13 protein-coding genes are annotated in these 12,802 nt (G+C 55.3%); 12 read left to right on the top strand and 1 reads right to left on the bottom strand.

Translation table 11 applies throughout. The annotated features are described in order from the left end of the window. The first annotated feature begins 51 nt into the window (after positions 1–51). From HS100_10280 to HS100_10260, 5 genes are read left to right on the top strand one after another with little or no spacing between them, the layout of a single operon-like run. Complete coding sequence (locus HS100_10280) at positions 52–966, top strand: L,D-transpeptidase family protein (GenBank protein ID MBE7434293.1); 915 nt, start codon at positions 52–54, stop codon at positions 964–966. Between the two features lie 51 nt (positions 967–1,017). Continuing rightward, a complete protein-coding gene (locus HS100_10275; GenBank protein ID MBE7434292.1) occupies positions 1,018–2,043 on the top strand; it encodes a L,D-transpeptidase in 1,026 nt (341 codons plus the stop codon). Between the two features lie 54 nt (positions 2,044–2,097). Further along, complete coding sequence (locus HS100_10270) at positions 2,098–3,120, top strand: L,D-transpeptidase family protein (GenBank protein ID MBE7434291.1); 1,023 nt, start codon at positions 2,098–2,100, stop codon at positions 3,118–3,120. A gap of 55 nt (positions 3,121–3,175) precedes the next feature. Then, entirely contained in the window at positions 3,176–3,751 is a 576-nt protein-coding gene (locus HS100_10265) for a hypothetical protein (protein ID MBE7434290.1), read from the top strand. Between the two features lie 55 nt (positions 3,752–3,806). Beyond that, a complete protein-coding gene (locus tag HS100_10260) occupies positions 3,807–4,226 on the top strand; it encodes a hypothetical protein (GenBank protein MBE7434289.1) in 420 nt (139 codons plus the stop codon). Positions 4,227–4,268: 42 nt separating this feature from the next. Here HS100_10260 and HS100_10255 read toward each other — a convergent pair whose 3' ends face one another. Beyond that, complete coding sequence (locus HS100_10255; GenBank protein ID MBE7434288.1) at positions 4,269–5,003, bottom strand: class I SAM-dependent methyltransferase; 735 nt, start codon at positions 5,001–5,003, stop codon at positions 4,269–4,271. A gap of 184 nt (positions 5,004–5,187) precedes the next feature. Between HS100_10255 and nusA the strand changes: the two genes are divergently transcribed. From nusA to HS100_10220, 7 genes are all read left to right on the top strand, one after another. Further along, a complete protein-coding gene (gene nusA, locus HS100_10250; protein MBE7434287.1) occupies positions 5,188–7,059 on the top strand; it encodes a transcription termination/antitermination protein NusA in 1,872 nt (623 codons plus the stop codon). Positions 7,060–7,201: 142 nt separating this feature from the next. Next, positions 7,202–7,426 carry a YlxR family protein gene (locus HS100_10245; protein ID MBE7434286.1) on the top strand — a complete coding sequence of 75 codons (225 nt, stop codon included), beginning with the start codon at positions 7,202–7,204 and terminating at the stop codon, positions 7,424–7,426. A gap of 77 nt (positions 7,427–7,503) precedes the next feature. Next, positions 7,504–9,273, top strand: coding sequence for a translation initiation factor IF-2 (gene infB, locus HS100_10240; protein MBE7434285.1), 1,770 nt, complete (start codon positions 7,504–7,506; stop codon positions 9,271–9,273). Between the two features lie 35 nt (positions 9,274–9,308). After that, the gene (rbfA, locus tag HS100_10235) at positions 9,309–9,659 is read left to right on the top strand and encodes a 30S ribosome-binding factor RbfA (protein ID MBE7434284.1); all 351 of its coding nucleotides are present in this window, start codon (positions 9,309–9,311) and stop codon (positions 9,657–9,659) included. 92 nt (positions 9,660–9,751) lie between these two features. Further along, positions 9,752–10,708, top strand: a complete 957-nt coding sequence (locus HS100_10230) for a bifunctional oligoribonuclease/PAP phosphatase NrnA (protein MBE7434283.1) — start codon at positions 9,752–9,754, stop codon at positions 10,706–10,708. Between the two features lie 125 nt (positions 10,709–10,833). Continuing rightward, the gene (gene truB / locus HS100_10225; protein MBE7434282.1) at positions 10,834–11,763 is read left to right on the top strand and encodes a tRNA pseudouridine(55) synthase TruB; all 930 of its coding nucleotides are present in this window, start codon (positions 10,834–10,836) and stop codon (positions 11,761–11,763) included. Between the two features lie 106 nt (positions 11,764–11,869). After that, on the top strand, positions 11,870–12,796 hold the full coding sequence (locus HS100_10220) for a bifunctional riboflavin kinase/FAD synthetase (protein ID MBE7434281.1): 927 nt from the start codon (positions 11,870–11,872) through the stop codon (positions 12,794–12,796). Positions 12,797–12,802 lie beyond the last annotated feature (6 nt).

The raw sequence follows: 12,802 nt of genomic DNA, 5'->3' as shown, positions 1-12,802 counted from the left end.
TCAATGAACGCGTTACCTGCTTTCTTATCTGTTATCTTCAAAAGGTGACCCATGTATAACCATCCTGCAAACACCCACACCCCGGCTGCTTCGGGTGGAACCATGCCGGGGAACCGCAGACCGGCGAGGGGTCCGAAAAAGAAGCGGAGTCTGATCCTGCCCTTCTTGTTGGTTTTTATGGGGTGCGCCGTCTTCACTTTTGCCGCATGGTCGGCGGTTACATCCCCCGCGCTGGCGGCGATCATCAACCGATCCAATCAGCCGCAATTCGAACAAAGAGCGCCGGGTGAGTCGTTCGCGCAAGTTTATCTTCCAAAGCCAGCATCTTCATCGGTTGCAAGCGAACCTGCCGCGCAGCCTGCGCCAGCCACAGTGACTCAAACGGAAGCCCCGCAGGAAGTTGTGATCGTCCCGCCAACCGATGTCCCTGCAACAGAACCGCCCCCCGATGTTGTTGTCCTGCCGACTGCCACAACTGAAGTGGTTGCAATCGTGGAAACTGGACAGGCGGTGGCAGAAGCGGCGATCGTCCCCGATACGCCCACAGCGGAATATGTCGCCCCGCCAACGGCAGTGGCAAACGTGCCGCTCCCAGGCACGGGAGGAAGCGGAGGCGTTCGCTGGTTCGATGTGGACCTCTCGGACCAGCGCATGTATGCTTATGAGGGCGATACGTTGGTTCGATCTTTCATTGTCTCCACCGGAACATGGCAAACCCCGACATTGACCGGCAGGTTCAAGGTGTGGATCAAACTTCGTTCCGCGCCCATGTCCGGACCCGGTTATTACCTGCCCGATGTACCGTACATCATGTACTATGACGGCGATTACGGAATCCACGGGACGTATTGGCACAATAACTTCGGTGTGCCGATGAGTCACGGATGCGTGAATTTGAGCATCTCCGATGCGGAATGGGCGTATAACTTCGCCTCGGTAGGGACGGTGGTGAACGTGCATGATTGATCGTGAGGTGTGGCTCTCTGCCGTCGCCCTGAGTGACCTGATTTTTTAAAAATGACAGTTCTTTCTCGAAGAGATTTTTTGAAATTGAGCGGAATCGGTCTCGCCGGTTTGATGGCAGCCCCGCTCAATTTTGATTCAAACGATCCTTTCGAGCTTCAGCAGGGGCGCGTCACTGTGCGGACGGTGTGGATGCATGAAAGTCCGTCCCTCGATTCCGCGAAGGTCAAGTTGCTGCAGCGCGATGCGCTATTCAATATATCCAATACAGCCGTCAGCGAAGATGGGGACACACATAACCGCATCTGGTACCAGGCTGGGAATGAAGGGTACATCCATTCCGGGAATATCCAGCCGGTGCGGACGATCATCAGCCAGCCGTATGACGGCGAAATCCCGAAAGAAGGCCTGCTTGCCGAGGTGAGCGTCCCATACACGGATGCATTCACAGAAGCCTCTACTGAATCAGAAGTCGGATATCGCATCTATTATGAAACCGTTCATTGGGTCAAAGCGATGGTCGCGGGGAAGACGGATGGGCGGCCGTGGTATTTAATCCGCGACGATAAGTGGGATGAATCCTATTACGTCCGCGCGGAACACCTGCGCATCCTCACAACCGAAGAACTGGCTCCCATCTCGCCTGAGATATCCAATCACGATAAGAAGATCGTAGTGCGGCTCGACGACCAAATGGTCATCGCCTATGAAATGAACATCCCGGTCTTCGTTGTTTCGGTCTCCACCGGTGCGATCCTGCGAAGCGGAACGTATACCACGCCCGAGGGAAATTTCATCACGTTCTACAAACGCCCATCGCGCCACATGGCGGCTGGCGATATCGCCGCCAGCGGCTTCGACCTGCCCGGCGTGCCGTGGGTGCAGTACATCACCAAGGGCGGCATCTCCTTCCACGGCACTTACTGGCACAACGATTTTGGACGTCCGCGTTCGCACGGTTGCATCAACCTCTCGATCTCCGCTGCGAAATGGTTGTATCTGTGGTCATCGCCCGCCGTCCCCCTGAACAAGGAATTCTCCTATGGTTATGTCGGGACGAAGGTGGAAATCGTTGCATAGTACCAAAGAGATATTTCTTATCCCCCACTCAAACTTTATAGTTACAATCGAACCATGTCGTTGACACAACTCTCCCGCCGCGACTTTCTCAAATTGGCCGCTTCCGGCGCGCTCGGGCTTGCCTTCACCGAATTGGGTTTGGATTCCGCCTCAGCCGCTCCGCCCGCATCCAAAGGGCTTGCCTTGTTCAGCGGAGTTCCCATTTGGGACGCGCCTTCTGTCAAAGCCAATAAGATCGAGTTGATCGGCAAGGATCAGGTGTTCGACCTGCTTGGCGAGGTGCAAGGCGATTACTTCGACAACCCTCACAACACAACCTGGTATGTCGTGGATGGTGGGTATGTGCATGCCGCCCCCGTCCTGCCGGTCGAGACGAATTACCAGAAACCGGTTTACGAAATTCCCGAAGGCGGGCAATTGGCTGAGGTGAGCGTGCCGTATAGTCTCACTCATTTCTCGCCCTTCTACCGTTCCAATAACGCCCATCGCATCTATTACGAATCGACGCACTGGGTCAAAAGCGTCGTGGTTGCGCGCGATGAAAAAAGCATCTGGTATGAGATCTACGATAAGGAATTGAAGAAATCGTTCTACGTCCCTTCGTACAATTTGCGCCTCATACCGAAGGAGGAATTGACTCCGCTTTCCCCCGGGGTTCCCAACGAGAAAAAATTACTGCATGTGGATCTCAAGTCGCAGATCGTCACCGCACTTGAGGGGGATAAAATCGTGCTCTCGGTTCGCTGTTCCAGCGGCCAGCGCCGCACGGATACGCCCAAAGGCGAATGGACGACGTATCACAAAGGTCCTTCCATTCACATGACCAACCGAGGCGATGCGGTGGCGAATATCTACAACCTGCCGGGAGTGCCGTGGTGCAGCTTCTTCACCGGTTCCGGCCACGCCTTCCACGGGACGTACTGGCACAACGATTACGGCCGCCAGCGCAGCAATGGATGCGTCAACCTGCCGTCGAAAATCGCTAAATGGGTGTATCGCTGGACGAATCCAGTCGTGCCTTACGATGTGGATTACCTGAACCAACCCGGCACAGGAACGAAGGTGATCGTGGAGTAGTTCATAATGGCACGCGATCGATAATACGTAATGACAAACCGAAAGGATGAGAGAGATGAATCAAATTTTCCAGTTCAACCAGTATTTGCTCAAACGCCAGGTCTTCGCATTGACCGGCAAATTCCGATTCTACAACCCTGCCGGGGAAATGATCATGTTCAGCGAGCAGAAGATGTTCCGCCTGCGCGAAGATATCCGTGTATACGCCGATGAAGCCAAAATACAGGAAGTGCTCGCGATCAAAGCCCGCCAGATCATCGACTTCTCTGCTGCCTTTGACGTGGTGGACAGCGCGACGGGTCAAAAGGTCGGAGCGCTTCGCCGCAAAGGACTCGCTTCCATGCTGCGCGACGAATGGCAGGTCCTCGATGTCAACGACAACGTACGCGGAACATTGATCGAGGATAGCATGGGGCTTGCGCTCCTGCGCCGCTTTCTGACCGGGCTGGTGCCCCAGAATTACGATCTGTTCTTCGGCGAAAACCGCGTGGCCGATTACAAACAGAATTTCAATCCCTTCTCCTACCAGTTGAACATCGACTTCAGCATGGATACCGCCGGTCAACTCGACCGCCGCCTCGGTGTGGCAGCGGGCATTCTGCTCGCCGCGATCGAAGGCAGGCAGAGCTAAACGACAGTCGCACTTTCCACCTGCCACAAGCATGGAAAGTGGAAAGTATTCGCCCATGCCCCAGCCCCTCTTCGCCGGACTCGTCATTGACGAGAATGGCAACCCGGTCGAAACCGCATCCATCGGAAACGAACCCGCCTACGTGGTGGACGATGACGGGTTCAAACGCCACATCCCTTCCGAGCAGGTGGACCGCGCCGTCCTCAATCAAATGGCGGAGTTAATGAAAGGCAGCGAGGACCTCCTCTCTGAACAGACCGCAAAGATGCTCGGGCAGGAGGATCCCTTCTCGAAAGCGATGATCGAGAATCAATTGAAGAACATCGAAAAGCAATTCGACGCTGTATTGCAGACCGGCTTTCCCGAAGAGATGAAAACCTATTTGGGCATGATGGGTTTCAAGGTTATTATCAACTACCACGGCGAGGTGGTGAGGGTGGAACAGCCCGGTGCGGCAGGGGATGAAGGAGAATGATTAATAAGTGACGGTCACCTTGATGGTGACCGTCACTTCGTTTTACACCTTTTCCACCACCCAAAAATGGGATAAGCCTAATATCTTCAACGGCGTGGCTTCGGCAAATTGCAAAACTGCGCGGATGATTTTCCCAAAGAGCCCTGTGCGCGCAATGATGTTATCGTACGCGCCGAAAATAACGGTTCTTTCTATAAACTTTACAGGCAACCGATTGAATAATTTTTGCAGGTCGCGTTTTGAATAGATGCGCACATGCGGGGCAAGTTTGTCGCGCCACGCGCGCGGCAGGTAATTCACAAAAGGTTTGTTGCCGAAATAATATTTTCCCTTCCAAAAGATGCCGTGAGTCTCGACAGGATAGCCGCGGTTGGGGCAGAAAAGGATCAGGCGCCCGCCAGGTTTAAGAGTGCGGATCATTTCGCGGATGGCGGCGCGGTCGTCCTGGACGTGTTCGATGACTTCATGGCTGAGAATCAGATCAAAGGTTCCGGAAGGAAGCGGCAGAAACTCTCCGGCTGCGTTAACAATTCCTTCTGAGTTGACGTGCGCTTCGCGGGCGCGTTCGAAATCGAATTCCAAACCGGTTACGTCCGCGCTGAGTTCGGTCATCTTTTCGACGTACATCCCCACGCCGCAGCCGTTTTCCAAAACTTTGCCTGATAACCTCTCCCCGGCAAATTTGACGATCATCTCGAGCCGCCGTTGTTGACCCGCCCGCCACACATATGAGGGTTCGCCGCGCAATGCGGCTTTTTGAATATTCCGTTCAGTCATGGCGGCGATTATACCTTGCGCGTAAAAATCATTTATGCTAAAATCCCGCTCGCAAGGGACAACCCAATAACGAACGCAACCGGAAGTGGGCAGCCCCCACTTCTTCGCTTTATATATAAACTGGCGGCCGCGCAAAGAGAGCACTTGCTGCGCGGTCAATAAAGGAGTTTTGGAGCAGGTACGTATGGCAAAGAATGATTTTGCGCTGGCATTCAACGAAGTGCTGGAGGAAAAACAACTCGCAAAAGACGTGGTCGTCTCGGCGATCGAGTCTGCGATGGTTTCGGCCTACCGGCGCGCGGTGGGAGCATCCACCGCCCAGCATGTGGAGGCGAAACTCGACCCTGAAACGGGTTTTGTGACCGTATATGCCGAAAAAGAAGTTGTCGAAGACAGCGTCGTGGACGAACGCACCGAAGTATTGCTCGATGAAGCGCGCAAGGTGAACCCCGAGGCGCAGGCTGGCGATATGGTCGTGGTGGAAAGCACCCCGTCGGATTTCGGACGGGTTGCCGCGCAGACCGCCCGGCAGGTCATCCAGCAGAGAATCCGTGAAGCGGAACGCTCGAACCAGATGGAATATTTCCAGCGTCAGGAGGGCGAGATCGTTTCTGGCCTGGTGCAGGCGATCAACGCGCAGGGCATCACCATAGGACTGGAAATGAAAGCCGAAGGGATGATGCCAAACAACCAACGCATCCCCGGCGAAAGATTGAAACTGCACGACCGCGTCCGCGCGGTGGTGATCGAGGTCAAGGACGGCACGCGCGGTCCGCAGATCATCCTTTCGCGCGCGCACCGCAACTTTTTGCGCCGTTTGATGGAAAATGAAGTGCCCGAGATCTATCACGGCATCGTCGAGATCCGTGCCATCGCCCGCGAACCGGGCGCGCGCGCCAAGGTCGCGGTCTCTGCCACGCAGCAGGGCATCGACCCCGTCGGCGCATGTGTGGGACAGAAAGGCGTTCGCATCCAGGCGATCGTCAAGGAACTTCATGACGAAAAAATCGACATCATCCTGTGGGACGCCGACCCGGTCGTGTATATCTCCAAAGCCATCAGCCCGGCGCGGGTGAGCGGCGTTTATCTTTCTGAAGAAGAACGCACCGCAACCGTCGTTGTCGGCGAGGATCAATTGAGTCTTGCCATTGGGCGCGATGGACAGAACGCGCGTCTCGCCGCCAAACTGACCAGCTGGCGCATCGACATCAAATCCCTCACTGAAGCTGCGGGCGACGCCCTCACAAAACTCAAGAGCGACGAAGAACTGCAAGCCATGCTCAATACCGCGGTCGAAGCCGTTCCGCAGGTGGAGGAAGTCCTCGCCAAGAAAGCCGAAGGCCGCCCAATCACCCCGGAGGAATTCCACGTTCTCGAACAATTCGTGGACCGCGTCGAGCGGCGCATGATTCTCGCCAAAGAGGAAGCCTCCCGCGTCGAAGATGAGCGCCTTGCCGCCATCCGCGCCGACATTCCCGCCGTGGCTTTCTCCATGCCGCTCTCAGACGTGACCGAAATCAAGGAACACGTTTTCAACATCCTTACCGAAGCCGGTTATGAAACCGTCGGTCAATTGATGTTCGATCTGAAGACCGACCAGAACAAGGTACTCGGTCTTGCCGGAATTGGAGCCAAGGCGATTCAGAACATCGAGGAAAGCCTCGCGGCTCTGACCTTCCCCGAGCCTGCTCCCGCGCCCGAGGTGGAGGAATCCACCCCGGCTGCCGAGGTTGTGGCCGAGTCGGCTCCCGTGGAGGAAATGCTCCCGGACGAGAAACCAGCCGAAAAGAAGAAAGAACCGAAGCGCGTCCTCGAAGAACCGGAAGAGGACGGCGAGGTCTCCAAGGATGGCGTCAACCTCGACGAGTTGTTCTCGATCAAGCCTGAGATGTTCCAGTCTGCCGCGGGGACGGAAGAAGACTCCGACGATAAAAAGAAAGGCAAGAAAGGCAAGAAGAAGGGCGTTGCCCTCGAATTCGACGAGGACCTTGGCGAAGTTGTTTCGCGCAAGAAACATAAGCGAGGCGACGAAGCTGGCAGCGGCGAAGAATGGTAGTAATTTACCCTCATCCGTAAGCCCTCGATACGGGACGGATGAGGGAAAGTAAACGGACGTGGCAAAGAAACCTGTAGGACGCGTGAAACACATTCCCCAGCGCACTTGTGTCGGTTGCAGGGAAGTTCTCGCAAAACGGCAAATGCTGAGAATCGTCCGCACTGCGGAAGGCGTGCGGGTGGACCCAACGGGAAAACTGGCAGGACGCGGCGCCTACCTGCATGACAAACGATCATGCTGGGAGCGCGGAATCAAAGGTGCTCTGGCACACGCGTTGAAAACGGAATTATCGAATGAAGCCCGCGCCCGTTTGGAAGAATTCATGAACACTCTGCCCGAAGCGGAGTCAGACGGTTCAGCCATGTGAACGACCAAGCCACTCGCTCACAGGCAGCCCGAGGTAACGAAGCGAACAGACAAGTTTTGAGTTGAAGGAGGTGGCTTATGAGCAGTAACGGAAACAAGATCGAACTCCCCGCCAGCATCGTGGTCCGCGACCTGGCGCAAAAGATCGAAAAAAGCCCGATCGACCTGATCAAAAAACTGATGACCAATGGCGTGATGGCGACCATCAACCAGGCGGTGGATTATGACACCGCTGCGATCGTGGTCGCTGAATACGGGTTTGAAGCCGTGCCTGAGGTTGTCGAAGAAGAAGTAAAGGAAGAAGCCGGGGAAGTTCCGCTCTGGCGGCAAATGATCGCCGGAGAGGACAAGACGCACCTGAAAGCCCGCCCACCCGTTGTAACCATACTTGGGCACGTCGACCACGGCAAGACAAGTTTGCTAGATGCGATCCGCTCGACGGAGGTTGCGGCGGGAGAAGCGGGCGGCATCACCCAGCACATCGGGGCGTATCAGATCGAAATGAAGGGAAGGCTGATCACCTTTCTCGATACGCCCGGTCATGCGGCATTTACACAAATGCGCGCGCGCGGCGCCCAGGGTGCCGACATCGTGGTGCTTGTTGTTGCCGCTGATGACGGTGTGATGCCGCAGACCAGGGAGGCGATTGCGCACGCCAAAGCCGCGCGAGTTCCGATTCTTGTGGCTTTGAACAAAGTCGATAAGCCGAATGCAAACCCGGACCGCGTCAAACAGCAGCTCGCCGAACTCGAACTCGTCCCCGATGACTGGGGCGGCAGCACCATGGTCGTGCCTGTATCCGCGAAACTGAAACAGGGCATCGATGACCTTCTCGAGGGCATCCTGCTCGTGGCAGACAGCAACGATATCAAAGCCAACCCGAACGGCAAAGTCATCGGTACGGTCATCGAGGCGGAACTGGATAAATCGAAAGGCGTGATCGCCACCCTGCTCGTCCAAAACGGGACGCTCGAATCCGGAGATGTGGTCGTGGCGGGAATCGCTCACGGCAAACTTCGCGCCATCACCGATTACAAAGGCAAGCCTGTCAAGAAAGCGGGCCCGTCCACGCCGGTGGCGGTGATGGGCTTGAGCGACGTTCCCTCCGCCGGGGACTTGTTCGAGGTCGTCGAATCGGATAAAGAAGCGCGCGCCATTGTGGGAGAACGCCAGGAGACTTTAAAATCCCAGGCGCAATCGCGCAAGAAACTCTCGCTCGAAGACCTGTTCAGCAAGGTCCAGACCGGCGAGGCAAAGGAACTGAATCTCATCGTCAAAGCCGATGTGCAGGGTTCGCTCGACCCGATCATCACCGAGTTGAACAAGCTCGGGCAGGGTGAGATCGGCTTGAAAGTCCTCCACGCAGAAACAGGCAACATCGGCAACAACGACGTGATGCTCGCTGCCGCGTCGAAAGCGATCATCGTCGGCTTTAACGTTCAGGCTGACGTGGACGCGCGCCGCATGGCTGAAAAAGAAGGCGTGGATATCCGCCTGTATGAGATCATCTACCGAATGACCGAGGATATCGAAAAAGCCTTGAAGGGCATGCTCGAACCCGATTTTGTGGAAAAGACCCTCGGCAAGGCGACCGTCCTGCAAGTATTCACCGCATCCAAGTTCGGACGTGTGGCCGGCTGCCGCGTGACCGAGGGCGAGCTTCGCCGCGGAGCGAAAGTCCGTTTGTACCGCAACTCAGACATTGTTTATGAAGGCGATCTCTCCTCCCTGCGCCACGAAAAGGAAGACGTGAAGGAGATCCGCCAGGGATTCGAATGCGGCGTGGGCTTCAAGAACTTCAGTGATATCCAGCCGGGCGATTCGCTTGTCTGTTACGTTTTGGAATAATCGCCCTTATGCATTGCGTAATATGTTAATCAGCCATGCCATCTGTAATTAGAATCAAACGCATTGAAGACCGCATAACGCAGGAACTTTCAGAAATGCTGATCCATGAGGTCAACGATCCGCGCCTCAAACAGGTATTCATTACAGGTGTCAAAGTGGACCGCGAACTTGCGTACGCCGAAGTATATGTCTCCGCAGTGGAAGGCGCCTCTCGCTCCGCCGAAATTTTGGCAGGACTCGAATCGGCTTCGGGCTTCCTCAGGCGGATGCTTTCCTCGCGGATGGAACTGCGTTCGTTCCCACGATTACGCTTCCACTGGGACCCGACACCTGAAAATGCCGATCACATCGAAAAACTATTGGCAGGTTTAAAAGAAAAGAAATAATCCGCAATTCACGATCCTGCGTAATCAGCGCTCTCTCACGCCGCGTCTGCGCTGGAGAGCGCAGGCTAAGCAGGGCTTATGGAGAAAATAAATTGAACAATCAGGTATCAGGGGAGATTAATGCAAGACTTAAAGATGCAAAAAAGGTGGTGATCGCATCGCACGTACGACCGGACGGGGATGCTGTCGGCTCCCTGCTCGCAATGGGAATGGCATTAATGGATGCCGGGAAGACCGTTGAAATGATCCTTGCGGACGGCGTGCCTTCCTCATTCAAATTCCTCGAAGGCGGAAGTTTGGTGAAGAAGGAACCGGAAGGCGGCCACGACACATTCATCACCGTGGATTGCGCCGACTTCAAACGCACGGGAAAGGTCTTTGAGAATTTCGGTCAGCCCGACATCAACATAGACCATCACGTCACAAATGAAAATTTCGGCAAATTGAATCTGATCGAAGCCGAAGAGGTCGCCACAGCGGCGATCCTCACGAATCACCTGCCCGAGTGGGGATACAGAATCACCAAGCCCATCGCTGCCGCGTTATTGACCGGAATTGTCACCGACACGCTGGGCTTTCGCACATCAAACGTCACGCCGGAGGCATTACGCCAGGCGGCATTATTAATGGAAACAGGCGTGGACCTACCGGAAATCTACATGCAATCGCTTGTGCGCAAATCCTATCCTGCCGCAAGGTATTGGGGTGCAGGGCTCTCGAGCCTTGAAAGCAAAAATGGCATCGTCTGGGGCACGCTTACCCTTGCGGACCGCAAATCTGCGGGCTATGGCGGGAACGACGATGCCGACCTGATCAATTTGATCTCCGCCATAGACGGCAACAAGATCGGCATGGTCTTTGTGGAGCAAACTAACAATCATGTAAAGATCTCCTGGCGCGCCCTTGTGCCGGGAATCGACGTTTCGAAAGTAGCCAAATATTTCAATGGCGGAGGTCACGCCGCCGCCGCAGGAGCAGATATCGAGGGAAGTTTAGCTGATATTCAAAAAGAAGCTCTTTTAAAGACAAGAGACCTAATAGGTTTGTAAAATATTCACTAGTACAAACGAGTGAGGCTTATGCTGGATATTAATATTGCGAATTTCAATAATTGTGTCATAATGTATGGTAGGTAAAGGATAATTCAAGGATAATTTTAGGAGGAATCCATAATATGAACAGTCAGGACATTAAAAACGCCATATCAGGCGCACTTGTGATTGATAAACCCGTGGGTATGACCTCCCACGACGTGGTCCAAGCCATTAGAAACGGAACAGGGCTTCGCCGCGCAGGCCACACCGGCACCCTCGACCCGCGGGCTTCCGGCGTGCTCGTCATTTTGGTGGGACCCGCCGTCCGTTTGAGCGAATACGTTTCCGCATCCGACAAACGCTATCAAGCCATCATCCGCTTGGGCGGCACCACCGATACCTACGACGCAGAAGGCAAATTCACCCCCACCAAGGACCCGGCAAAAGTCACCGAAGCGGAATTCGAAGAAGCGCTCAAAACCTTTGTCGGCGAGATCGAGCAAACCCCGCCCCCCTACTCGGCGGTCAAGGTGCAGGGACGCAAAGCCTATGAAATGGCGCGCAAAGGCGAAGAGGTCGAACTCGAACCGCGCACGATCACCGTACATCACCTTGAAGTGCTCGAATGGACTCCGCCCGAAGTGGTCATCGACGTGCATTGCTCGTCAGGCACATATGTCCGTTCGTTGGCGAACGATCTCGGTAAAAAACTGGGCTGCGGTGCATATCTCGTCGGCTTGCGCAGGACGAAAAGCGGAAAATTCACCCTGCGCGATGCCGTGCCCCTGCGCAAATTGCAGGAGGCATTCACCGCGGGCAATTGGTATCAGTATTTGATCCCAGCCGCCGATGCGCTCGGCGATTGGTACGCCGTCGAACTCAGCCCCGACGAAGTGGAAGCCGTGCGTCACGGCCACCGCGTAAAAGCCAAACCCGCCGACATCAGCCAGGAAAAGGTGCGCGGCGTGAGCACCCAGGGCGAACTCGTCGCACTCATGGTGCAGGCGGAAAACCCCGAAGACGGCTCGAAGGAATGGCAGCCGAAGAAAGTATTCTTCACATCGGACTAGCCCAATGCTCAGCCGCCGTCCCCGGTGGTGGGTGCGCCGAGGACGGGCGCAACCCGCATGAACGGGATGATAAAATAAAGCCGCCGTCAGAGGCGGCTTTTTTCTTATGCAGCATCATCGTTTTCTCGAAGAATTAACTCTCAAAAATTCCTACCTTACCGTCGGCGTGTTCGACGGTGTGCATCGCGGCCACCGTGAGATCATCCACAAACTGGTACGGGATGCGCACATGAACAACGCTCCCGCAGTTGTGTTGACCTTCGAACCGCACCCCGCATCGGTGCTGACAGGCAGGGAGATCCGCTGCCTGACCACCTCCGATGAACGCGCGGATTTACTATTCTCGCTCGGCGTGGATACTGTCATCACCCAGCGCTTCACCCCGGACCTTTCTGCTGTCCCGGCCCATGAGTATATGTCCCGTCTGAAATCGCATCTCGGACTCAGTCATTTGCTCGTCGGTTACGATTTTGCATTGGGCAGGGGGCGCGAAGGCAACGCTCCGCGGCTGACAGAGATCGGCTTGGAATTGGGTTACACCGTCGAGGTGGTGCCAGCCCTGGGCGACGAAAGCGGCGTGATCTCCTCCACCGAGATCCGTAAACTGGTCTCCATCGGGGACATGGCTGAAGCCGCAAAACTTTTGGGTTATCGCTACAGGATGGGCGGAGAGGTCATCCACGGCGAAGGGCGCGGAAAAAAACTCAACTTCCCCACAGCAAATATCGATTATCCAAAACAAAAAGCGATTCCCCCGAATGGAATTTATGCCTGTTGGGCGCGGCTTGGAGACGAGCGTTACATGGCGGCGACCAACATCGGCTTGAACCCTACATTCACCCCTGAAAGAAAGATCCCCAGCCTCGAAGCCTACCTGCTCGATTTCGACCGCGATATTTATGGCGAGATATTAACCCTTGAATTCGTGGCGCGCTTGAGGGATGAGATCCGCTACACCAACGTGGAGGCGTTGATCGAACAGATCCATGAAGACGTGAAGCAAACACACGTATTGTTGAGCGCTGAGATATAAAGCAGG

The sequence above is a fragment of the Anaerolineales bacterium genome (assembly GCA_015075725.1).
In the GTDB taxonomy this organism is placed as follows: domain Bacteria; phylum Chloroflexota; class Anaerolineae; order Anaerolineales; family Villigracilaceae; genus Villigracilis.
The sequence above is the reverse complement of the archived record's forward strand: the minus strand, read 5'-3'. Positions and strand labels throughout refer to the sequence as shown.